Annotated in this window: 20 protein-coding genes and 1 tRNA gene; 2 read left to right on the top strand and 19 right to left on the bottom strand. The window is 65.8% G+C overall.

The window, feature by feature from the left end:
* Positions 1 to 68 precede the first annotated feature (68 nt).
* Entirely contained in the window at positions 69 to 842 is a 774-nt protein-coding gene (locus O3656_RS02700; protein ID WP_500062519.1) for a phosphomannomutase, read from the top strand.
* Between the two features lie 64 nt (positions 843 to 906).
* On the opposite strand, the gene O3656_RS02705 is transcribed toward O3656_RS02700, so the two are convergent.
* From O3656_RS02705 to O3656_RS02730, 6 genes are all read right to left on the bottom strand, one after another.
* Positions 907 to 2,088, bottom strand: coding sequence for a BMP family ABC transporter substrate-binding protein (locus tag O3656_RS02705; protein ID WP_500062520.1), 1,182 nt, complete (start codon positions 2,086 to 2,088; stop codon positions 907 to 909).
* Between the two features lie 169 nt (positions 2,089 to 2,257).
* A complete protein-coding gene (locus O3656_RS02710) occupies positions 2,258 to 3,382 on the bottom strand; it encodes a mannose-1-phosphate guanylyltransferase (protein WP_500062521.1) in 1,125 nt (374 codons plus the stop codon).
* 78 nt (positions 3,383 to 3,460) lie between these two features.
* Complete coding sequence (locus O3656_RS02715; protein WP_500062522.1) at positions 3,461 to 4,066, bottom strand: 50S ribosomal protein L25/general stress protein Ctc; 606 nt, start codon at positions 4,064 to 4,066, stop codon at positions 3,461 to 3,463.
* A 167-nt stretch (positions 4,067 to 4,233) separates the two neighbouring features.
* A complete protein-coding gene (locus O3656_RS02720; RefSeq protein ID WP_500062523.1) occupies positions 4,234 to 5,205 on the bottom strand; it encodes a ribose-phosphate diphosphokinase in 972 nt (323 codons plus the stop codon).
* Between the two features lie 24 nt (positions 5,206 to 5,229).
* Positions 5,230 to 6,279: a bifunctional UDP-N-acetylglucosamine diphosphorylase/glucosamine-1-phosphate N-acetyltransferase GlmU gene (locus O3656_RS02725; RefSeq protein ID WP_500062524.1), complete on the bottom strand. Its 1,050-nt coding sequence runs from the start codon at positions 6,277 to 6,279 to the stop codon at positions 5,230 to 5,232.
* A 39-nt stretch (positions 6,280 to 6,318) separates the two neighbouring features.
* A tRNA-Gln gene (locus tag O3656_RS02730) sits at positions 6,319 to 6,389 on the bottom strand.
* 111 nt (positions 6,390 to 6,500) lie between these two features.
* Here O3656_RS02730 and O3656_RS02735 point away from each other — a divergent pair.
* Positions 6,501 to 7,133 carry a TetR/AcrR family transcriptional regulator gene (locus tag O3656_RS02735; protein ID WP_500062525.1) on the top strand — a complete coding sequence of 211 codons (633 nt, stop codon included), beginning with the start codon at positions 6,501 to 6,503 and terminating at the stop codon, positions 7,131 to 7,133.
* Between the two features lie 71 nt (positions 7,134 to 7,204).
* Here the strand turns inward: O3656_RS02735 and O3656_RS02740 are convergent, their stop codons facing one another.
* From O3656_RS02740 to O3656_RS02800, 13 genes are all read right to left on the bottom strand, one after another.
* Positions 7,205 to 7,480: a DUF1540 domain-containing protein gene (locus tag O3656_RS02740; protein ID WP_016461454.1), complete on the bottom strand. Its 276-nt coding sequence runs from the start codon at positions 7,478 to 7,480 to the stop codon at positions 7,205 to 7,207.
* 351 nt (positions 7,481 to 7,831) lie between these two features.
* Positions 7,832 to 9,835: a glycosyl hydrolase family 28-related protein gene (locus O3656_RS02745; RefSeq protein ID WP_500062526.1), complete on the bottom strand. Its 2,004-nt coding sequence runs from the start codon at positions 9,833 to 9,835 to the stop codon at positions 7,832 to 7,834.
* A 324-nt stretch (positions 9,836 to 10,159) separates the two neighbouring features.
* Positions 10,160 to 10,687 (bottom strand): Imm61 family immunity protein, encoded by a 528-nt coding sequence (locus O3656_RS02750; protein WP_500062527.1) that lies wholly within the window; start codon positions 10,685 to 10,687, stop codon positions 10,160 to 10,162.
* A 175-nt stretch (positions 10,688 to 10,862) separates the two neighbouring features.
* Positions 10,863 to 11,390 (bottom strand): Imm61 family immunity protein, encoded by a 528-nt coding sequence (locus O3656_RS02755; protein ID WP_500062528.1) that lies wholly within the window; start codon positions 11,388 to 11,390, stop codon positions 10,863 to 10,865.
* Positions 11,391 to 11,461: 71 nt separating this feature from the next.
* Positions 11,462 to 11,716, bottom strand: coding sequence for a hypothetical protein (locus O3656_RS02760; protein WP_500062529.1), 255 nt, complete (start codon positions 11,714 to 11,716; stop codon positions 11,462 to 11,464).
* A gap of 86 nt (positions 11,717 to 11,802) precedes the next feature.
* On the bottom strand, positions 11,803 to 13,737 hold the full coding sequence (locus O3656_RS02765; protein ID WP_500062530.1) for an ABC-F family ATP-binding cassette domain-containing protein: 1,935 nt from the start codon (positions 13,735 to 13,737) through the stop codon (positions 11,803 to 11,805).
* A complete protein-coding gene (locus O3656_RS02770) occupies positions 13,737 to 14,711 on the bottom strand; it encodes a 4-(cytidine 5'-diphospho)-2-C-methyl-D-erythritol kinase (RefSeq protein ID WP_500062531.1) in 975 nt (324 codons plus the stop codon). The genes O3656_RS02765 and O3656_RS02770 overlap by 1 nt, the downstream gene beginning before the upstream one ends.
* A gap of 39 nt (positions 14,712 to 14,750) precedes the next feature.
* Entirely contained in the window at positions 14,751 to 15,740 is a 990-nt protein-coding gene (gene rsmA, locus O3656_RS02775) for a 16S rRNA (adenine(1518)-N(6)/adenine(1519)-N(6))-dimethyltransferase RsmA (RefSeq protein ID WP_500062532.1), read from the bottom strand.
* 668 nt (positions 15,741 to 16,408) lie between these two features.
* The gene (locus O3656_RS02780; RefSeq protein WP_500062533.1) at positions 16,409 to 17,041 is read right to left on the bottom strand and encodes a DUF4230 domain-containing protein; all 633 of its coding nucleotides are present in this window, start codon (positions 17,039 to 17,041) and stop codon (positions 16,409 to 16,411) included.
* 603 nt (positions 17,042 to 17,644) lie between these two features.
* Entirely contained in the window at positions 17,645 to 19,084 is a 1,440-nt protein-coding gene (locus tag O3656_RS02785) for an aggregation-promoting factor C-terminal-like domain-containing protein (protein WP_500062534.1), read from the bottom strand.
* Positions 19,085 to 19,180: 96 nt separating this feature from the next.
* Positions 19,181 to 20,338, bottom strand: a complete 1,158-nt coding sequence (locus O3656_RS02790; protein ID WP_500062535.1) for a resuscitation-promoting factor — start codon at positions 20,336 to 20,338, stop codon at positions 19,181 to 19,183.
* 223 nt (positions 20,339 to 20,561) lie between these two features.
* Complete coding sequence (locus tag O3656_RS02795) at positions 20,562 to 21,473, bottom strand: TatD family hydrolase (protein ID WP_500062536.1); 912 nt, start codon at positions 21,471 to 21,473, stop codon at positions 20,562 to 20,564.
* A 41-nt stretch (positions 21,474 to 21,514) separates the two neighbouring features.
* Positions 21,515 to 22,099: a DJ-1 family glyoxalase III gene (locus O3656_RS02800; RefSeq protein WP_500062537.1), complete on the bottom strand. Its 585-nt coding sequence runs from the start codon at positions 22,097 to 22,099 to the stop codon at positions 21,515 to 21,517.
* Positions 22,100 to 22,201: the final 102 nt, after the last annotated feature.

The following is a 22,201-nucleotide window of genomic DNA, read 5'->3' on the forward strand; positions in this document are numbered from 1 at the left end:
GGGCACGCCCACGCCTCGTTCCTGATACCGGTTTTTACGCAAGGCACCCACAGTGTTACCCTCAGCACATGACACGCTGTGCTAGCCCGTCGCTGTTTGCGGGTATCGCTTCTTTCCTGTCCGCGCGCACCGGCGGCCGTTTCCGCCTCATCATCGGCTTCGAGGCCCCCGAGGATCAGGACAGCGCACGCGACGGCGCGGCAATCATCGAAGCAGCCGGCGGACACGCCCTCCTCATGCCGCGCGCGCTCCCCGCTCCCCTCACGGCGTTTTCGGTGCGCATGGTCATGGCGGACGGCGCCGTGTACGTGCGCGCGTCGGGCGAGGCGCTCATCTACCTGGGCGGACGCGCGATCGACCGCTCGCGTGAGGGCGCGCTGGCCCCCGACGCTGAGCTCGCTCTCATTGACGAGGCCGTGGCCACGTTCGGGGATGAGGCGTCCCTCCCGCGTGCCGAGGACGGCTGGGAGTCCGTGGGCGATGGGATGATCGGTGCTTACGTCGACCGCTGCGCATCGCGTATCGCATCTGTGGAGGCGTCCGGCACGCGTCCGGCATCCGTGTCGGTCGACGAGGCCTCGGGCCTGCTGGTGACCCTCCTGGAGCGCCTGGGCGTTCCGGTTGTCGAGGAGGGTGCCACCCTGTCTCTCGCCGTCTCCGCAGATGGACGTACCCTTACGACGTCCCTACCTGAACAGGATGTCCGCACGGCGCTGGCCGATGCTTTGACCACCTCACCGGCCGTCCCACACGGCCCGGGCCTGTACTGCGTGGACCCGGCCTTCGTCCTCGACGCGGACGCACTGTGCGCGGGGGCCGCGCTGGCCACACTGGGAGACTAAGACCGCACTGAACAGTTGTGCCCCGGGGACGCGTCCCCGGGGCACAACGATCTCTTCGATCAACTCACACGTCGAAAGGCGTGGAGATGACCATGCCGCCCGTTTCGATCTGACCGGCCATGTCGGACAGGCCCAGCTTCAAGTCGGAGGACAGCATCGGCGTGTAGGCACCGAATCCGGTGAGGATGACACCGCCCGAGGCCAGGGAGACCGGCACGACGGACGCCTGAGCGCCCGCGTTCGCCTGCTCGATGAGCGTCTCCATCGCACTCTGGTAGTCGACGACGATGCCCGTCAGCACGGGCGCACCGATGGCGGAGCGGACCTCGTTGGAGATCTGGATGTAGCTGAACGCATCCGCGAAGGACTGCGTGTCGGCCTGCTGCGTCGCCGTCACGCCGGATTGACCGGACATCGGCGCGGTCTCGGCCGACTGGGCCTCGTCGCGGGTCAGGCCCTTGAGATCGGCCTTCGTCAGGCCCGACCACACGAGGCGAACCATCGGGTTGGCCGCCTCGGTGACGGCGCGCGCGGCACCCTCGTTCGCATCGCCAGCGAAAGGCACGATGATGTCAGCCCCCCGGGCGATGAAGTCGGCAGCCGCGCCGCGTACCTCGTCCGCGCTGCCCGCGTAGGTGCCGTCGCTCGTCGCCGGGTTCCAGCCGAGCACGCTGATCGACGTTCCGTTCGCCAGGTTGTAGGCGTCCACGCCCTGCGAGAACGCGGACATCTGCGAGCTCGTCACGTTGTCGCGCGCACCACCGATGACCGCGAGCGTGCCCGTGGTCGTCATGCCCGCCGACGCGTAGCCGGCCAGATAGGCAGCCTGCGAGGCATCCACGTCGACGATGGACCCGTTCTTCAGGGAGGTTGCGGCTCCCTTGCTATCGACGAAGGATGCGCCCACGAGGGCGAAGCGCACCTTCGGATTGGCGCGCGCGGCCTCGGAGATCGACGATGCCGTCGTCGAATCCGCGCCCACAATCAGCGTGCAGCCGGAGGCGACGAGCGAGGCGGGTGCCTCCGCGCCACTAGCAGCCTCGAAGGCGACCGATGCGTCGTTAGCAGCGCCCGCGAGCGCGGCCGCGACGGGGTCCGCGGCGGCGTCGCCGTGGGCTCCGGAGATTGCGGCGCAGACCTTCGCGGAGGCCGCGGGTGTGGCGGCGGGCGTGGTCGAGCAAGCTCCAAGGGCCACAGTAACCGCGGTCGCGGTGGTTACGAGGGCGGCGATGGTCCGCTTGTTCACGTGTGATGCCTTTCGTCGGGGCTTCTTGCTCCCAATCACGCTACCAGCCCCACGCCCCCACGCGGTGGGCGGGGCGGCGCACCTCACCCGAGAGCGAAGGCGGCGCGACGAGGCCGGCCCCTCATGGGAGCTGCGCCGACGGTTGCGGGGGCGGCGCGGAAACGACGCGTCAGAGCAGGTCGGAGCGTCCCTGTTCGGCGAGTTGGTCGACGACTGCCTTGACGGATTGAGCGTGGTCGCGGCGCGTGACGAGGATCGCGTCGGGGGTGAGCGCGAGCGCTACGTCGGGCACGCCGACGAGCGCTACGAGCGGCCCCTCGCTGTCGTCTCCCAACGAAGCGAAGACGGCCGCGCCGTCGGAGTCGACGCGCAGCGCCTCACCCAGGTTGCCCGCCTCCGCGACGATGCCGGTGAGGGCCTCGAAATCACCCAGGTCCGTCCAGCCCAGCTGCGCGTCGGCGGGAACGACGGCCACTCCCCCGTCGGCGGCGACGGGTTCGGCGATGGCATGGTCGATCGCGATCTTCGTCAGGTGCGGCCAATTCTCCGCCAGCGTCTCCTCGAACGCGGGGGTGCCCCACGCGCGCGCAATGGTCTCCAGGCGCGCGTGCATGTCGGGCAGCAGGCGGGCCAGATGGGAGGCGAGCACGCCAGCCGACACGATGAACATGCCCGCGTTCCACAGGTAGCCCGCCGCCACGTAGCGGGCAGCGGTATCTGCGTCCGGCTTCTCCACGAACTCGGCGACCCGGCGGGCGCCACGCTCAGCGTCGGCAGCCCCGGCCTCGTCGCCATCGTGAAGCGCAGGGCCGGGCGCGATGTATCCGTAGGCGGTCGAGGCCTCGGTGGGCGTCAGGCCGATCGTCACAACGTAGCCGTCGCGGGCGGCGCCGATCGCCGTCTCGACGGCGTCACGCAGCAGCTCCGGACGGGCGATCAGATGATCGGCCGCGAAGGAACCGACGATCGCGTCGTCCCCGAAGCGCTCGCGCACGACGTAGGCGGCCAGGCCGATCGCGGCCATGGAATCGCGGCCCGACGGCTCGATGAGGAGCGTGCGATCGTGCGAGGAAGCAAACTCGGGCAGCTGGGCGAGTACGCCGTCACGGTGCGCCTGGCCGGTCACGATGCTCACCGACGAGGCCAGCTCCTCCAAGCGGTCCACCGTGCCCTGCAGGAGGGTGCGTCCCGTGCCCGCCAGGTCGAGGAGGAACTTGGGACGACGGCGCCGCGACAGCGGCCACAGGCGGGTGCCGGCTCCGCCGGCGGGAATAATCACGTGGAGGTCACTCATGCCCCCAGTATCGCAGATACGACGAGGGGGCGAGGCACCAGCCCCGCCCCCTCGTGGAAAGCGTGTGCTACGCGAGTGTCACTCGGCGTCGCCCTCGGCGGCGGCCTCAGCCTCGCCCTCAGCGGCTTCCTCGGCCTCCTCAGCGGCGGCTTCCTGAACGGACACGATGACCGTCTCGGGATCGAGCTCGACCTCAACGCCAGCGGGCAGCTTCAGGTCGGAGACGCGCACGGCGGAGCCGGCCTCGAGACCCTCGATGGAAACCTCGAGATTTTCGGGGATGGAGGTGGCGGGAGCCTTCACCAGGATGGTGAACTCATCAAGCGAGTGGACGGTGCCGGGGGTGGGCTCGCCGACAACGACGACGGGGACCTCAACGTCGACCTTCTCGCCGGCCTTGACGGCCAGGAAGTCGGCGTGCAGGATGTCGCGGCGCACGGGGTGAACCTGAACGTCCTTGACGAGGGCCAGCTGGGTCTTGCCCTCGATCTTCAGCTCAACGAGCGCGTTCTTGGTGCCGCGAACGATGAGGAAGAGGTCGTGGCCGGGAACGTCCAGGTGACGGGGCTCGGCACCGTGGCCGTAGAGGACCGTGGGGACCTTGCCGGCGCGGCGGGCGCGGCGGGCAGCACCCTTACCAAACTCGGAACGAGCTTCGGCAATCAGGACGGGGTTGTCGCTCATGTGTCTTTCCTTCGTTTCTCAGGCCCGGCGTCGGTGTCGGCAGAGTGAAGGAAACGCGCAGCATTTCGATTCAGGCCCTGTCGATAACGGCGGATACGGATCCGCCCTCGCCGGAGCAACCCCAATAGGTTACCTCACGACGAGGGCGGATGTGAAGCGGGAGCCGCTCAGTTAAAGAGCGATGTGACCGAACCGTCTTCGAAGACCTCGCGGATCGCGCGAGCCAGGAGCGGCGCGATGGAGAGGACGGTGAGCTGATCGAAGCGCTTCTCAGCGGGGATCGGCAGAGTGTCGGTGACGACAACCTCGGCGGCGCCGGACTCGGACAGGCGACGGGCCGCCGGGTCAGAGAGGATACCGTGCGTGGCCACGACGATGACCTTCTTCGCACCGGCGTCCATGAGGACCTTGATGGCCTCGGTGATCGTGCCGGCGGTATCGATCATGTCGTCCACGAGGACGCATTCCTTGCCGGCAACGTCGCCAACGACGCGGTTCGCGACGGCGACGTTCGGGCGCGTGGTATCGCGGGTCTTGTGGACGAAAGCCAGGGGCGTGCCACCCAGCTTCTTCGACCACTTCTCGGCGACGCGGATGCGGCCCGCGTCCGGGGAGACGACAGCGGTGTTGGACAGGTCGACGCGGCCGCGCACGTAGTCCACGAGGACCGGCATGGCGAAGAGGTGGTCGACCGGGCCGTCGAAGAAGCCCTGCTCCTGCGAGGCGTGCAGGTCGACGCTCATGATGCGGTCGGCACCGGCAGCGCGGTACAGGTCAGCCATGAGGCGAGCGGAGATAGGCTCGCGGCCCTGGTGCTTCTTGTCCTGACGCGAGTAAGGGTAGAAGGGAGCGACGACGGTGATGCGCTTGGCGGAGGCACGCTTGGCAGCATCGATCATGATGAGCTGCTCCATCAGCCACTTGTTGATGTCGCCCGCGATGGACTGCAGGACGAACACGTCAGCGCCACGAACGGACTCGTTGAAGCGCACGTAAATCTCGCCGGAGGCGAAGTCGTAGGCCGTCACCGGCGAGACCCCACATCCGATTTCCTCGCCCACGGCGTGAGCCAGGTCCATGTGAGCTCGTCCAGAAACGAGGACGAGGTTCTTCTCTCCGGTGGTCACCAGTCCGCTCATGCGGTTGTCTCTCCTTGTGTTGGATCAGGCGCGGGGCGCCGCGATCAATGTGCCGATGGTGCTATATGGCGCAACCATCGTATCGGCTGCGACGCAGCCCTGACCGATCCACGCGGTGGGAACCACACTGCGGTCCCCGATTTCCGCATCAATCAGCGTGGCGCTAGGACCGATTTCACAGTCGGACCCAACGACGGTCGTCCCCCGCAGGCAGGTGCCGGGGTAGATGGTGGTGTCCGCGCCGACCGTTACGTCGACGTCGATCCAGGTGGAGGCCGGGTCGACGATCGTCACGCCGGCGCGCATGTGCGCCTCGCAGATGCGACGGTTCATCTCGGCGCCCAGCTCGGCCAGCTGAACGCGGTCGTTGGCGCCCGCGCTCTGCCAGTGGTCGGTGAGCTCGAGGGCACCCGCGGTGCGTCCGGCGGGGGCGGCTGCCGCGAGGACGTCGGTCAGGTAAACCTCGCCCTGATCGTTGTCGGTGCCGAGTGACGCCAGGGAGGCGCGCAGGAAATCGGCGTCGAAAGCGTAGATGCCCGCGTTGATCTCGTTGATCGCGGCCTGCTCAGGCGTGGCGTCACGCTGCTCGACAATGGCGGTGACGGTACCGGAGGCGTCGCGGATGATGCGGCCGTATCCGGTGGGGTCCTCGACGCGCGAGGTCAGGACGGTGACAGCGTGGCCGGCGGCCTCGTGGGTGGCGACCAGCTCGGCCAGGGTGTCCGTGGAGAGGAGGGGAACGTCGCCGTAGGTGACGACGATGGTGCCGGAGACGGGCTCGACGGCCTGATCGAGCGCTTCCAGGCCACACTGGACGGCGCGGCCGGTGCCGGGGATCTCGTCCTGATCAGCGATAATCGCGCTGGGCAGGACGCGCTCGATTTCGGCGGCGACGACGTCGCGCTGGTGGCGCACCACGGCAACCAGGTACTGAGGGTCGAGGCCATGGGCGGCGCGCAGGGCATGTCCGATCATGGACAGGCCAGACAGGGGGTGAACGACCTTCGGGAGAGCGGATTTCATGCGCGTTCCCTGACCTGCGGCCAGGACGATGACGGCGGCGGGGCGAGACATGTTCCTCCTCGGGGTCTGCGGTCCCATCGGGACCGGTCGCTCCGCCCCTAGGATTCGAACCTAGACTAAAGGCACCAAAAACCTCTGTGCTGCCGTTACACCAAGGCGGAATGCGTCCACTGTGATGATACCTGCACCCCGCGTGCGCTTTCAAACGCGGCCACGCGCCCGCGGCGTGGTCTGCACATGGCCCAGCCCAGGCCTCGTGTGATACTGGGGTCATGGCTGAGAAGAGGACACGAATGAGCGGCTTCGCGCGCCGCGAGCAGCTGGTGGCCGTGGGGCGCTCTCTGTTTGCCGAAAAGGGCTTCGGCGCGACCAGCGTCGAGGAGATCGCAGCCCGCGCGAAGGTCTCCAAGCCCGTCGTCTACGAGCACTTCGGAGGAAAGGAAGGACTGTACGCCGTCATCGTCGACCGCGAGGTGCAGGCGCTCATCTCTTCCCTGCAGACGTCCCTGGAGTCCTCGCAGCGCCCACGCCTCATCCTGGAGAACGCGACCCTGGGCCTGCTCGACTACATCGAGCGCAACACGGACGGCTTCCGCGTGCTCGTGCGCGACGCCCCCTCGGATCGCGCGGCGGGTTCGTTCTCCTCGGTCATGGGCGACGTGGCGACCAGCGTCGAGCACATCATCGCCGAGCAGTTCAAGCGCTCGGACTTCGATACGACCTGGTCCCCGCTGTACGCGCAGATGCTCGTCGGCCTTATCGCGCAGGTCGGCCAGTGGTGGCTCGATGACCGGCGCATGAAGAAGGACGAGGTCGCCGCCCACGTCGTCAACCTCATTTGGAACGGCCAGCGCGGCCTGCGCCCCCACCCCACGCTGCGGGTGCGCTCGGGCGAGGGACGCTGACTTTTTCTTTCTTTCCATACGACGAGGCCGTGGCGGGTCATCCCTGCCACGGCCTCGCCGATGAGTGAGACTCAGCGCGCCTCGAAGGAGAGGCAGTCAGCGGTGCCCGCGCCGACCGAGATGGCGGCGGCGGTGCACTCGAGTGCGGAGTTGTGGACGCAGTCGGCCTTCTGGCAGGCACCAACGAAGGTCTCGGACTTGCCGAGGCCGCCCTTGACGGTCAGCGGGATGAAGGTCGTGCAGGAGGTCGAGTAACCGACGGTGATAGCGGCGGCTCCGCAGTTCTTCTCCTTGTTGTAGGAGCAGGAGGTGACGGAGCAGTCGAGGATGCGGGGCATATCTGCCATGAGAGTGTCCTTTTCAACGTGGCCCCGTGGGGCCTGAATGTAGCCGGTCGCGACCAGGTTGGCCGCGCTGTTGACACCAGTGATACGCCTTTTCGCAACACTTCCCAAACGTGGCGAGTTTTCGTTGCAATTCCAACGATGCTCTCGGGGTATGACGGGGTTATTTTCGCATTCACACCGTCACTAATTACGCAAATAAATGCGGCATTTCCTTTGCGTAATTCGGGTAGGTGAGCCTGCGCTGCACCGGTATGGCACACCTACCCCGATGCACGTCAGGGCAAGGAAACGCCCGCGCCACCACAAGGCAGCGCGGGCGAATCCGACACAGAGCCGCTGGTCAGGAAGCGATCACTTCGCAGACCAGAAACGGACCACAATCGTGGTGCCATCGTCGGCCGGCTGCGAGCGCTCCAGGTCCGCAACATAGTTGTAGGAACCGGAGAAATCGGTCGTCGAGACGGGCAGGTACTCGGGCAGGTCGCCGAGCGTCACGTTGTAGACCCGCTTGCCGCCCTCCACGGAGTACTCCATGTCGGGGGTGATGGTCAGGCCATCCGCCTTGGACACCCAGTAGCGGTTGATCGTGCCGTCATTGCCGCGCTCGTCGCGCTGGTACCAGTAGAGGCTGTAGTTCTCAGACTCGGGAACGGTACGCACAACCTGGTCGCCCACGAGCACGTAGTTAACAACCTTCGCCTGCGCGGTGTCCATGGCCTCGTCGTCACGCTTGTTATCGCGCAGCGTGATGCCGCGAGCGGACAGGGCATCCTGACCCAGACCGAAGTCCGCGCGAATCTCCTCGGCGTAGGGGCGCACGATGAGATTGTCCGAAACCGTGACATTACGGATTTCGCCCTTCGCTTCCTGGAAATCAATCGCGCCGCGAGTCTTTCCATAGAAGTCATCCGTCGTACCGGAACGCACCAGCTTGTTGTGGGCGATCGTAATGCCCTGATCCGTGTTGAGGTCGAAGTTATGACCATCGAACACAGTGTTCAGGCGAATGCCCGCGCCGGAGAAGTTGTTGACAATGAGGTTGTCCTTGATGACGTGGGACTTGCCACCGAAGATGCCAATGCCCGAGGCTCGCCAGCCCAGTTCAACCGTGTTGCCAATGAAGGAGTTACCCTCGGCCACACGTGCCTCACTGTGCGAATACGTGTCGATGCTCGCCCAGGAAGCCAGACCATCGTCACCATTGCCACGCACGGAGGAGTTACGAACCGTGGAGTCCTTGGTGCCCTGCGCGAAGTTCACGCCATCGGCCAGGTTGTTACGGATGCGAGCGTTCTCAATGACCATGCCGTTGGTGTAGAGCATCTGGCTGGCGTCCACGTAGTCGCCCATCCAGAAGCCGCACTCGAAGTGCTCGACCCACACGTTAGCAACTCGGGTATTGTCACCGGCTTCACCGGAGAATCCCTTGTACTGAGCCTCCTGGTTGTAACGAGACTTCAGGTTCGAGGACATGGCGAAGTCGGTCAGCGTCTCTTTGCTCGCACCATGATTGAAGACGATGCCGCCACCCTTCGCCTGATCGGAGGTGAAGAAGATGTTGGTGTACCACAGGCCCGCGCCCTGGAAGGTCAGACCGGGGTGGCTAATGCCAATCTTGCCAGAGAATTCCCAGGTTCCTGCGGGAATGTAGACCGTCTTGGACGCGGTGTTCGCAGCCGCGTCCATGGCGGCGGCGAGAGCCGCGTCGTCAGCAACGCCATCGCCGGGTCGCGCATTGTTGTAGTCGGCAATGCTCACGGCGCCTTCGGGGCGCTCGATGGCCGATGCGGCCTGCTCGAGCTCAATGAAGTCGATGCCGTAGGAGTTCTGATCGTCGCCAACCTTGACGATCTGAATATGATCACCCTTCTGGACCTGACGGCCGAGCAGAGTGTGAACCTCGTCGAAACGGAAGCGCGCCCTCAGGCCGGCTCCCGACTCGTCGTACACGCTGCTGCCGCCAACGTACTGCCAGGCGCTCTCGGAGGAGAGGTCGAGGGTAGCGACCGTCTCGTTGTTGACGCGCACATCAACGCGACCGGAGGTGTGATCCGGCAGCGTGAAACGCAGATCGAGGGCATTGGCAGCAGCCGACGCCGTGAAGTCGACAGAGGAGTTCTTGTCATTCAGGGCCACGTAGGACTGGCCCGAGGCCTCAATAGCCGTCGATTCGAGGTCATCGGAGCGCTCGAGCGTCGTCCCGTCGGAGCGGCTCGCCTCCTCGGCCTCGTATCGCGTGTAGGGGACGCTCGCACCGTACTGATCGTTGGCGGCAACCGCACTGGGGACGAGTGCAGGCACCAGCGCGACAACGCCGAGCAGAGCCGCCCCTGCGATGAAGGGTCCTCGTTTCATATGTCTCTCAAGCCTCTTTTCATGCCCTGAAGCGCGCTCACGGCGTCACTTCGCTCCTATGCTCCGCCCTATCGGCGGAACCCGGGCACATAGTAGCCGATTTTTACCACTGTCAAAGAGTTGCTGAGAAATTTTCGCGGTGAAGAAACGCGGAATACTGCTGAATAGACCGACAGCCAACATTTGCACTGTAATTATAAATATGAGATTCCGATAGCGTGGCAGGGATTGAAGATGAGGCGCCGAAGCCTCGGCTACTGCTATGCCGAAGGCGGTTGCTGGCGGCGCGACGCGTCAGCGACGCCCCTCCTGGCACGATTGCTATCACCTCAGATAGCGACGCCCAAGCCACTGACGAAGCAACGGCCCACCGTCGGGAAGCATGTACGCGTTGAGCAGCTCGGAGGGAGTCACGTCGTAGAGCCAGGCAAGGGACACGCAGTAGGACGGAGCTCCCGCCTCGAAATCAAGACGCTCCCCATGAGGACCATCCAGCCGGTCGTAACGAGCAGCCGCCGCCTTATGCAAAGACCACCCCTCCGGGAGCTCCTCAACTTTCGTCGGAACACCCAACGCTGGGAAGCCCAAACTATGGCGCAAGATCGAGACCGTGTAGTTGACCATTACCTTCTGCGTCAACTCAATCGATGCCGACGCAATAATGCCCCCCTTGACCACCTTTCCACGTTCTTCCTCGTCGAAGCAGTATTGCCCGTCCTCCAACCATAGAAGCATTCCTGAACCGAAGCCGTCATCGATCGACAGGCCGGTGCCCCCTCGTTTGAAGCCGTTGTACACCTTCAGTCCGGTATGCCGGTTCATGACCGCCGCATACTCGTCCAGGAAGGCCATCGGGGCATTCCTATCCCCTGAGCCTCCCCTCCCGAAGAGCCGTCCCAACGTGTTCAGCACTGTCTTCCTCCTCTGGGGTAGAAACTACAGATCTTCTCGTCTGCGACACCACACCTTCGCTCCGATACGTATGCTGGCCCGCTTCAGCATGATCTCGCCATAGTCACTGAGTTCATCATCGAATATACGGACGCCCGAGCCAGCGACGAAGCAATGGGCCACCGTCGGGAAGCATGTACGCGTGCAGCAGGTCAGACGGAGACACACCATCGAGCCAAGCGAGCTGGACACACAGTCGAGCATCTGCAGATTCGAGTTCTACCATCCGAAGACCATCCTTCATCAGACAGTCGTAATAAGAATAGGACTTCTTGTGCAGACTCCATCCATCCGGCATCTCATCAATAGAAATCGGCACCCCGATAGAAACAAATCCGAGCGAGTTACGCAAGATTGACACGGTATAGTTCAGCATAACTTTCTGAAGCTGATCGAACGCCCCAGAGTTGAACATTCCACCACTCTGCACACTACCGCGTTCCTCTTCATCAAAACAATAGACACCATCTTCTAACCACAACACCGATCGCGCACATGGGCTATAGGTCAGCACAAATCTATCTTCACCCACATCAAAACCATTATATGCCCTAACTTGGGCGTAGCGGGTCAAAATTTCCGCAAATTCATTTAGGAAGTCCAATTGGCTTATCCTTTCCCTTTAGCATTCCCTCATCAAGCAGTTTGCTAACTGGAACAGCTCTCTAATTTTTGTCAAAAACTTGCAATCGAGTCGCTCCGTCCGGCTTCCCAGCCGCTCCAGCCGGACGCTGAACTCTTTTGTAACGACCACGCGATACTCTCAAAATCAGACCCACGATCACGCATTGCAGCTATCCACACACGGATAGCAGCGGGATCAGCAACGATTCCAGCATTGAGCGCGTGGTCCGCAACGTCATTCAGATTCCCAGTCGTATCTTCCTCCGCCGCTACGAGCACTTCATCGATCGAGATCAGATCCTGCATAGCGCGCTCCAGGTCAGCCTCGCGCGTGTTTCCGCCCTCTCCCCGCTTGTGCCGAGTGCGACTAAGAATGGATAAATACAGTCCACTCACTCGAGCAAATCCGCCGCCTCGAGCCAGGCTTCCTCCAGCTCGTCCATCTCGGCCAGGACGTCCTGGTGGGCCGCCGAGACCTTCGTCAGCTCGGACACCGCCGAGGGGTCCGAGGCCACCTGGATCGACAGCTTCTCCAGCTTCGCCTCCAGGTTCGAGGCCTCGGCGCGCAGGCGCTCCAGCTTGCGTTCGATGCGAGCCACTTCCTTCTTGGCCGCGCGCCGTGCCGCAGCGTCACTCACGCCGCCGCGAGCGCTCCCCTGCCCCGCACTCTCCTCTCCCGAGGAGGCGTCCGCGGGCTGCGCAGCGGAGCGGGAGGCGGAGCCGGCCTCGTCGGCGCGAGCGGAGGCACCAAACGCCCCGAAGTCGCCGGAGGCGCGCATCTGCAGGTACTGCTCGACGCCGCCGGGCAGCGCGCGGATCTGGCCGTCGCCGAGGAGTGCGACCTGGTGGTCGGTGACGCGCTCGAGGAGGTAGCGGTCGTGCGAGACGACGACGAGCGTGCCCGGGAAGGTGTCGAGCAGGTCCTCCATGGACGCCAGGGTGTCGGTGTCGAGGTCGTTCGTGGGCTCGTCGAGGAGCAGCACGTTCGGCTGACTCATGAGCAGGCGCATGAGCTGGAGGCGTCGGCGCTCGCCGCCCGAGATCTCGCTGATGCGCGTGTAGGCGCGGGCGCGCGTGAAGCCCATGCGCTCCGTCATCTGGGAGGCGCTGACCTCCTTGCCATCCACGATGACGGTCTGGGCGACGTCGGCGACGGCCTCGACGACGCGCATGTCAGCCAGGGCGTCAAGCTCGTGCGTGTCCTGGGAGAGGGTGGCGACCTGGACGGTCTTGCCACGCTTGACGCGCCCCGAGGTGGGCTCGAGGTCGCCGCGCAGCAGGTTGAGGATCGTCGTCTTGCCGGCACCGTTGACGCCAACGATGCCGACGCGCTCGGCGGGAGCCAGGCGCCAGGTAACGTCCTGAAGGATGTCCAGGCGCGACCCATCGGGGCGCGTGAAGGACACGGAGACGTCCTCGAGATCGATGACATCCTTGCCCAGACGAGCGGTCGCCATCTTGACCAGCTCGACGGTGTCGCGCGGGGGCGGCACGTCGGCGATGAGGGCCTCGGCGGCGGCGATGTGGAACTTCGGCTTGGAGGTGCGGGCGGGTGCCCCGCGGCGCAGCCACGCGAGCTCCTTGGTGAGCAGGTTGGCGCGCTTAGCGGCGGCCACGTCAGCCTGGCGCACTCGTTCGGCACGGGCCAGCGTGTACGCGGCGTAGGAGCCGTCGTAGATTTCGACATGCCCGGCGATCTGCGGACGGTCACCACCCGGGTCGACGCCGGGGACGACCTCCCAAATGTGCTCGCACACGGCGTCGAGGAACCAGCGGTCGTGGGTGACGGCCAGGAGCGCGCCGGACGCGCCGGGGCGGGCGAAGCGGGCGTTCAGGTGCGCGGCCAGCCAGGCCACGCCCTCGACGTCGAGGTGGTTCGTGGGCTCGTCCAGGCACACGATGTCGGCGGGGGCCGCGAGGACTCGGGCGAGCGCGACGCGGCGGCGCTGACCGCCCGACAGGGTACCGACAAGGGCCGCGGGGTTGATGTCGGCGAGGAGGCCGGCGTGGATGTCGCGCACAGCCGGGTCGGACGCCCACTCGTACTCCTCCATGCCGGGATGCACGGCCTCGATGACGGTGTCCTCGGGGTTGAGGGTATCCGCCTGGGTAAGGACGGCGACGCGCACGCCGTCGCGTCGGGTCACCACTCCCCCGTCGGGCTCCTGCGTGCCGGCGACGATGCGCAGGAGCGTAGACTTTCCCGCGCCGTTCGGGCCGAGGATACCGACGCGGCTGCCGTCGTCGAGGCCGACCGTGACCCCTTCGAGGAGCTTGCGCGAGCCCGCGAGGGCGCCGACGTTCTGAGTTCCGAGCAGGTGCGCCATCAGATGGCCTCCGTCGATTCAATGCGGGCGCCACAGACGGGCCCGTGGGTGGGGATCGCGCGCGCGACCGTGGGCGTGTCGCTGAGGGTGGCGGCGAGCGCTCGGGCGTGTGCGGCGTCGCGCGCGAGGGCGGCGACGGTCGGGCCGGACCCGGACAGGGTGACGGCCAGGGCTCCCGCACCCTTCGCGGCGGCGATCGTGTCGGCCAGTTCGGGGCGCAGGCGCAGGGCGGGGGCCTGCAGGTCGTTGACGAGGCAGTGGCTCAGCTCCTCGGGTCCCCCACACAGGGCGGCGACGTCCTCGGGCGTGGGTTCGGCGAGGGCGGGCGCACCGACCGCGTCCACCCGGTCGAACTCGCGGAACACCTCGGGGGTGGACAGGCCTGCGTGGGCCAGGAGCATGACCCAGTGGTGCTGGCCCTCCTCGTCCCCCTCGCGCAGGACGCTCATGTGGTCGCCGCGCCCGGTTCCCAGCGCGATGCCGCCCGCTAGGCAGGCGGGGACGTCAGCGCCCAGCGAGCGGCCGATCGCCTCGAGCTGCTCGGCGCCCAGCCCCAGCTCCCACAGCTCGTTGCAGGCCACCAGGGCGGCGGCCGCATCGGCCGATCCGCCGGCCATGCCACCGGCGACGGGGACGCGCTTGTCGACGCGAATGCTCAAGCCCGCGGCGGTGGACGCCCAGGGGCCCGCGGCGGCGAGGCGCTGGAGGACGCGTGCGGCGCGCACGGCCAGGTGGGTCTGCGGGTCAAGGTCAGCCATGGCGCGGGTCGTGGCCTCATCGATGCTCCCGTCGGGCAGGTACGCGGTCGTCTCGACGCGCACGCCCGGCGTCTTCGAAGTGCGCACAGTAACGGTCTCGCGTAGGTTCAGGGCCTCGAAAACCGTGACGAGCGGATGGTAGCCGTCGGGCGTGGGCGCGCCGACGCGCAGGGTCAGGTTGACTTTTCCGGGCGCACTGGCGCGCACTTCACGCATGGCGTTCCTTCTTCCTGCCGATTGTCTTCCCAGCGGCCGTCAGCGGGCCGCGGTCGACGCCTCGAGGGTGCCGTTGGCGCGGGCCTCGATGACGGCGCGCCCCAGCTCGACGAACTCGTCGATCGAGAGAGTCTCACCGCGGCGCGTCGGGTCAATGCCGGCGGCCGACAGGAGAGCCTCGGAGGCCTCGGGGCCGCCCGCCCAGTTCTTGAGGGCCGCGCGCAGGGTCTTGCGACGCTGCCCGAAGGCCACGTCGGTGACCTCGAAGGTGGCGCGGCGCAGCTCGTCGTCCCCGCGCGGGGTCTCAAGGCGCGTCAGGCGCACGAGGGCACTATCCACGCCGGGCACCGGCCAAAACACCGAGCGACCAATCGTCCCCGCGCGCTCAACCGAGCCATACCAGGAGGCCTTCACGGAAGGCACCCCGTACGTGCGCGATCCGGGGCCGGCGGCCAGGCGGTCCGCGACCTCGGCCTGAACCATGACGACGACGACCTGGATAGAGGGGAAGGCCTCGAGCATATTGAGCAGAACCGGCACGGCCACGTTGTACGGCAGGTTCGCGATGAGCTTCGTGGGGGCTGGCCAGTCCACGCCGAAGTCATCGACGCCGCTGATTTCCGTGGCATCCATGGTGACGACGTGGAAGCGGTCGGCGGCCTCGCCCATGCGGGCGCGCACAGTCTCGGGCAACGCGGCGGCCAGGGGCGGGTCGATCTCGACGGCACGCACGCGCGCGCCCACTTCCAGGAGCGCGAGCGTCAGGGAGCCGAGGCCCGGGCCGACCTCGACGACCTCGTCACCTTCTTCGACACCGCCGACTGCGACGATCTTGCGTACCGTGCCCGCGTCGTGCACGAAGTTCTGGCCCAGCACCTTCGTGGGGCGGATACCGAGCGCCTCGGAGATGGCCTTCACTTCGAGAGGGCCGAGGAGGCCCGTCTCAGAGGGGACGGCACCCTCGGGCAGGGTCGGGTCGAGGCGGCGGCGCGCATCGCGCTGGTTGCGGGGAGTGGAGGATCGGCTCACGGTGGCAAGTCTAGTGCACGGAATGGACGAGGCCGGGGCTAGGCACCCTGTGGGGCGCGGCCCGCGTATGGCACGATGTCCGCCCGGTGAGGTTCAGCTCCCTGAGATGATCAGCCCCTTGAGAGCATCAGCCCCTTGAGAGCATCAGCCCCTTGAGAGCATCAGCTCCTTGAGAGGCTTAGAGCATCACTGACGCGTGCCCAAATTTCACCTTACCCAACAATGTTGCATGTAATTTAATCTGGTCAGATTTTAGGCATGGCTTAAAACCGCATGATTCCAACGCCTGAAGTTCAGATCATGAAATACTCGACGGGGAATTGCATGCGAAATTGCGGCAGCACGGCACAGGGAGGCCTCATGAACCCGCGCGACGGGCGATGACAATCGCTCTACGCGGATAGGTTCCAGGCATCCGGATAGGTTAGCCACATCCGGATAGGTTAGCCGCATCCCGATAGGTTAGCCGCATCCCGATAGGTTAGCCGCATCCCGATAGGTTAATAAGCTATCCGGATGCTCATTACCTATCCATATCTTCACAACCTATACGCATGTGCACGCCCCGAGGGCCAGCCCTTCGCGCATCACATCCCTGACAACAAGGACGGGCATGGCGCGAGCCGCAGCGCGAGGCTCCGGCTAGGCGCTCTGTGAGGCTCGGAGCGTCACTGAGCGGGGGCGGGCGGCAGGACGACACGCACCTCGTACTTGCTGGCCTGCTCACCCAGAACGGCGCTGACCTGCTTCTTCGCGACGTCTTCCACACGCCCCTGCGCCTTGTCCAGCAAGCCCTTGGAGACAGCCTCGTCTTTCGCGGCAGCCTCTCGATCAGCCAAAAAGGAGGTAACCTCTCCAACCTCAATCTGGTTAACGGGGGAGAAAGACTGGTCGTAGGTCTCGACCGAGGCAGGGTCAATGGACGCGGAGAGAATTTCGACGGCAGGTACGGTCACCGTCACAACATGACCTGCCTCGTCAACCTCGACCTGAATCTGGCTCACGTCGGCCACTCCAGCCTTGACCTCTCCCGAATACGTGATGAGGTAATGGGAGCCTGTGCCCGGCACTTCCATGCCGAACACCTTGGTTCCCTCCTCAGAGTATTTCCCCACCTGGGTGAAGTTGTAGGACTCTGTGGCAAGTTCGCCAATGTCGGCGAAAGAGTTCTTCACAAGAGTCGTGTCAACGGTAACAACAGGTTCCGTCCCCTGGTCCTGTGCCGACCCCAGGCCGAATACCGGAGCAGCCTTCATGCCACCGGCGAATCCTGCGCCTGCGATCACCAATGATGCAGCCACTTTAGCAACGGTGGAAAAACCCATGATGACCTCACTGACACAATCACGATGAATATTAGGTAACCTTCATGGGAATTGTAGAGTAAGTGTCAAGGTGCCACAACACCGACGCTACGCGGCTAGGCTGCACACCGCGGATAGATTCGCCCGATCCGGATAGGTTAGCCGCATCCGGATAGCTTAATAACCTATCCACATGTTCGTTACCTATCCGGATGTTCGTTACCTACCCACATGCGCATAACCTATCCGCAAACCGACGGCGAGCCAGATTCTCACCTTCCCCAACAATCTCGCACGTAATTTAACCCGTTCAGTTTCTAGCCACGGCTCAAAACCGCATGATTCCAACGATGCGATTTCAAATCTTGAAACAGCTGATAGGGAATTACGTGCGAAATTGCGGTGGGAGTGCACCGACACACCACGACACCGACGCACCGACGCACCACCACACCACCACACCGACGCACCGACGCACCGACGCACCACCACACCACCACACCACCACACCGACGCACCACCACACCGACGCACCTCCGACACAAAGGGCCGGGCCCGACAACCGTCGTTGTCAGACCCGGCCCCAAACAGCTCTCAGACTTAGTACCAGCCCACCGTGTTCGAGTGCGCCCACGCGGAGCACGGCGTGCCGTAGCGGCCCTTGATGTAGCCGATGCCCCAGTTGATCTGGGTGATCGGGTTGGTGCGCCAGTCAGCGCCGACCGAAGCCATCTTGGAACCGGGCAGGGCCTGCGGAATACCGTAGGCACCCGACGACGCGTTCTCGGCGTAGGGATTCCACTGCGACTCACGGTTCCACAGGAGGACCAGGCACTGGTACTCGCTGTCGCCCCAGCCCTGGGCTGCGACGAGAGGCTTGGCCAGCGAACGTGGATCCTCGCCCGAGTAGGTTGTCGGCACAGCACCCGCCGCGGCGGCAGCAGCCGCAGCAGCGGCGGCAGTGGCCGAGTCCGCGTTCTTCGTGTCGGCAGCGATCGCGGCGATCTCTTCCTTCGTGGAGATCGTTCCGAGCTTCGCGCGATAGCGCACGGAGGTGGTGCCGTCCGCCTCGGTCTTCTCCTCAAGGGTGGCCTTGGGATCAATGCCTGCGGCAACGAGGGCGGCCGGGGTCGCTTCCTTCGTTCCTTCACTGCGCACCTGGGTGACAGGCTGCGAGGTCGAATGCTCGGTGATCGGCACGGAGGTCAGGACCTCGTCGCCATTCTTTTCCTGCCACACGGTCCACGTCGTCGCACCATTGACGCCGGCAGTGGTCACCTGGTACTCGCCCACGAACAGGTCGGCGCTGGTCGTCGTCGTCTCGCTGAAGGGGATTTCAACGGTTTCGGTGGCTTCGCCGCGGGTCACGCGACTCACGTTGATCGTGAGTTCGCCGGTGGGGCCGTTGGAGACGGTCACGCGGTCGAGGGGGTGCACGGAGACTCCGGCGGCCTCGAGAATGGCGCGCGCGTCCTGGCCGGGACGTGCGGCGACTTCGCGGGTCGAGCCGTCCACCGTGACCGAGACGTTGCGGGCGCGCGAGACGAGCGGGGTCAGCTCATCGCGGGACGAGGAGCGGTCCGCCGCGAGCGAGACAGCCGAGCCGAGCGGCGCAGCGTCGGCGAGGATGCTGTCCGCTGAGGAGGCCGTGGTCCACAGGGTGCGCGTCTGCCCGTCGACGCTGACCGTGTAGGCCTTCGAGGTGCGCACGACGATCGTGTCGCCGTCGCGCACGGCCTCACCCGGGCCGGGCTGCACGAGGTCGTTGCTACCAACGCTCACGCCGGCGGCCTTGAGCGCATCGCCGACAGTGTTGCCCCACGAGGTGACAGGGCGGGATACGCCGTTGACCTCGAGCATGACGGAGGTGTGCGAGGAGGCGACGCCGACGCCAGCGATAGCGAAGACGCCTGCCGAGGTCAGGGCCGCGGCTCCGAGAACGACGCGCGGGGAGGGTGCAAAGGAGCGCAGCCGGCCACCGAGGACGTGCAGGGCGCTGGCGGCGGACGCACTCAGGGAGGTGCTCAGATGATGGCTCACAATTCTCCAGTTACTCGCTCTTGGTGCTGCTGGTCAGCTTAGCGTGAGCGCCCGCTGGCACGCCAGGGTCCTGGCGCGCCAGCGGGCAATGTCACGTCAGACGAGGCCGAGCTTGTAGGCGCAGCCCCACTGGCCCCAACCGGAGCGCTGCTGGAGCATGCGCGCACGCATGGTCTGCTCCTCGGCGGAAGCATCGGAGGGCAGGCCGGATCCACCCACGGAACGCCACGTCGGCAGCGAGAACTGGTACATGCCGTAGTAGCCGTTGCCCGTGTTGATCGAGGGGTTACCGCCGGACTCACACTGAGCGATGGCGGCCCAGATCGCCGCATCGTCGCCGGAGACGGCGGCAGGAGCAGAGCCGGACGAGGATGAGGAGGAACCTGAAGAATCAGACGAGGAGGACGACTTCGAGGCGGTATCCTCAGCCTTCTTGGCCTTCGTGCCCTTCGACACGATGCGCTTGGTGGGCTCGGTGCGCGTGGTGGACAGGACGGCGGAGACAGTGACGTTGCCGTCGACGGTCTCCTGATAGGTCTCGGTCACCTCAGACCCGGCCACGCCCTCCTGGACGGTCTTCTCGGTGCCTTCTTCGGCCTCGGCGTCCTCACGCTCTTCGGTCTCGTAGGGGATCTCGGTCGTGGAGGACACGTTGCCGCGCACGACGCGCGCGACGCGCAAGGTGGCCTCGCCGCCGTTATGTTCCAGGGTCACGCGGTCGATCGGACCGGCGCTGATGCCGGCCTTCTCGAGGATCGCGGTCGTGCCCTCGTCGGAGGAAGCGACGACGTCGGTCGTGGCACCATCGGCGATGACGTGGATCGTCTCGCCGGCCTCGGCGACGGGCATCTCGGCGCGGGTGTAGGAGCGGTCGGCGGCCATCGACGAGGCGGACGCCGGCAGGGCCGCGAGCACGCCGTGGATGGACGAGGCGGTGGACCAAGCGGTGGTCTGGTTGCCGTCGACGGTCACGTTGTATTCGGTGGCGGTACGCACGACGACGGTATCGCCGTTCGCAACACTCTGATCGGAGGCGGGGGCGACGAGGTCATGAGCGCCGACGGAGACACCGGCCGTGCTCAGGGCGTCGCCTGCGGTCGTGAAGAAGCCGGATACGTCGTGGGTGACGCCGTCAACTTCGACGGTCACGTGACGATAGGAGGTGCCGATGGCGGTAGCAGCGGTGCCGGCCACCAGGAGGGCCGTCGCGGCGGCGACGGAAATAACGGTTGTGCGGGAGGGCTGAACGCTCACGTGTCTCCAGACGTTGAAGGTTCCGCTTCGAGGGTCACATCACCGCATGTGCCGCAGGACGGGGCGCGTACGGGCGAGTCGCTCGAATTGGACTGACACACCCACCGTAACCAATTTGTTATCGTTGTGCGACCATTTTGACGCAATTCACCAGCATGTGGGCACCGTTCGACACGACGCGAAGGCCTCGTCAAACCCGCGTCATCACGGGAGAAAAGGCCCCTCACCAGCTGCCGTAGACCGCCTCAGTGTTCGCGCGTAGCTGGTCGCACGCCGCAGCTTCGCTGACGCCCCACTGGTCCGCAATGAAACGCACGGTGTGCGCCATGACGTAGGAGGCGTTGGGGCATCCGCGCCACGGGACGGGCGTCAGGTAGGGAGCGTCGGTCTCGACCAGGACGAGCTCTCGCGGCAGGACCGCGAGCGCGGCACGCAGGTCGGAGTTCGCGGGGTAGGTGATGGGGCCGGCGAAGGAGGCGTACCAGCCGCGCTCGGCGAGGTGCTCGGCCATGGCAGCATCCCCCGAGTAGCAGTGGAAGACGATGCGCTGGTCCGAGCTGGCGCACTCGCGGAGGATCTCCAGCGTGTCTTCGTGTGCATCGCGGTCGTGGATCTGCAGCGGCAGGCCAACTCTCTGAGCCATCTCGATGTGCGCGCGGAAGGATTCCTTCTGCGCCTCGCGGCCGGGTTCGGCCGTGCGGAAGTAGTCCAGGCCGCTCTCCCCCACCGCGACGACCATCGGGTCGCCGAGGCGCTTCTCGACCTCGACCAGCGCCTCGACGAGGGGAACGTGATAGTCGCGCACGGTGGGAACCAGCCCGTCGGGCGAGGGCTCGGCGCAGCCCGCGTGCAGGGCAGCGTCGTTGGGGTGGATCGCGATCGCGACGCGCACGCCGTTGTGGGCACGCGCCAGCTCGATCATCGGGTCGAAGTCGGGCAGCTCGCAGGCGCTCGAAATCATGCGGGTGACGCCCACCTCGCGGGCACGGTCCAGCTGCTCCTCGAGGCTGAGCGCCACGCCCTCGCGCTTGGGGATCTCACCGACGTGGGTGGGCAGGTGCGTGTGGTTGTCCACCACGGGCGCCGCCAGGGGTGCGGGCACGTCGGGCCAGGGACGAGGCTTACGCGGGCTCATGCGGAAGAAGGGTCCTTTCGAGGGGGGGGGCGAGGCGGGCGTCAGCGCGTGAGCACGACGCCGCGGGAGACCTCTTCGGCGGCCTCGTCGCCCAGGAGCTGGCGCACGAGTTCGAGGCCGAGTTCGAGGGCGGTTCCGGCACCTCGGCTGGTCATGATGAACTCGTCGGCGACGACCGGGTTCTCGTGAACGATCGCCCCGCCGGAGGCGATGGCCTTGACGAACGCGGGGTTGGCGGTCGCGTGGCGGCCGTCGAGGACGCCCAGCTCGGCCAGGATTGAGGGCGCCGCACAGATCGCTGCGATGGGCTGGGACTCGTCGGAGCGACGCAGCACCTCGGTCTGGATCGCGGGCGTGGCCTTCAGGTTCAGGGTCCCGGGCATACCGCCGGGTAGGAAGAGGACGGTGTAGGTGGACAGGTCCACGTCCTCGAGCATGAGGTCGGCGACGACGCGGATACCGTGCGAGCTGGTCACGTGGCGCGCGTCGGTCACGGAGATCAGGTCCGAGCGCACACCGGCGCGGTACAGGACGTCGGCGACGGCCAGGGCCTCGACCTCTTCGAAGCCATCGGCCAACATGATGGCGACGGTGGCGTCGGTGGCAAGCTTCTCGGGAGTGGGCATGATTCCTCTTTCCTCACGGCTACAACAAGCGTTACGTCCAGGTTAGCGCAGGCGAGCCCACCCCGAAAACGCGCCACGGCCTCGCCCCACAGTGGGACGAGG

The organism is Pauljensenia sp. 27098_8_83, assembly GCF_041432695.1.
Lineage (GTDB): Bacteria > Actinomycetota > Actinomycetes > Actinomycetales > Actinomycetaceae > Pauljensenia.

Excerpts from the sequence above, each read along its gene's own strand:
- O3656_RS02700 (WP_500062519.1), top strand. The coding sequence starts at position 69 with ATGACACGCTGTGCTAGCCCGTCGCTGTTTGCGGGTATCGCTTCTTTC.
- O3656_RS02710 (WP_500062521.1), bottom strand. The coding sequence starts at position 3,382 with ATGAGTGACCTCCACGTGATTATTCCCGCCGGCGGAGCCGGCACCCGC.
- O3656_RS02715 (WP_500062522.1), bottom strand. The coding sequence starts at position 4,066 with ATGAGCGACAACCCCGTCCTGATTGCCGAAGCTCGTTCCGAGTTTGGT.
- O3656_RS02720 (WP_500062523.1), bottom strand. The coding sequence starts at position 5,205 with ATGAGCGGACTGGTGACCACCGGAGAGAAGAACCTCGTCCTCGTTTCT.
- O3656_RS02725 (WP_500062524.1), bottom strand. The coding sequence starts at position 6,279 with ATGTCTCGCCCCGCCGCCGTCATCGTCCTGGCCGCAGGTCAGGGAACG.
- O3656_RS02735 (WP_500062525.1), top strand. The coding sequence starts at position 6,501 with ATGGCTGAGAAGAGGACACGAATGAGCGGCTTCGCGCGCCGCGAGCAG.
- O3656_RS02740 (WP_016461454.1), bottom strand. The coding sequence starts at position 7,480 with ATGGCAGATATGCCCCGCATCCTCGACTGCTCCGTCACCTCCTGCTCC.
- O3656_RS02745 (WP_500062526.1), bottom strand. The coding sequence starts at position 9,835 with ATGAAACGAGGACCCTTCATCGCAGGGGCGGCTCTGCTCGGCGTTGTC.
- O3656_RS02750 (WP_500062527.1), bottom strand. The coding sequence starts at position 10,687 with ATGGCCTTCCTGGACGAGTATGCGGCGGTCATGAACCGGCATACCGGA.
- O3656_RS02760 (WP_500062529.1), bottom strand. The coding sequence starts at position 11,716 with ATGCAGGATCTGATCTCGATCGATGAAGTGCTCGTAGCGGCGGAGGAA.
- O3656_RS02765 (WP_500062530.1), bottom strand. The coding sequence starts at position 13,737 with ATGGCGCACCTGCTCGGAACTCAGAACGTCGGCGCCCTCGCGGGCTCG.
- O3656_RS02770 (WP_500062531.1), bottom strand. The coding sequence starts at position 14,711 with ATGCGTGAAGTGCGCGCCAGTGCGCCCGGAAAAGTCAACCTGACCCTG.
- O3656_RS02795 (WP_500062536.1), bottom strand. The coding sequence starts at position 21,473 with ATGAGCCCGCGTAAGCCTCGTCCCTGGCCCGACGTGCCCGCACCCCTG.
- O3656_RS02800 (WP_500062537.1), bottom strand. The coding sequence starts at position 22,099 with ATGCCCACTCCCGAGAAGCTTGCCACCGACGCCACCGTCGCCATCATG.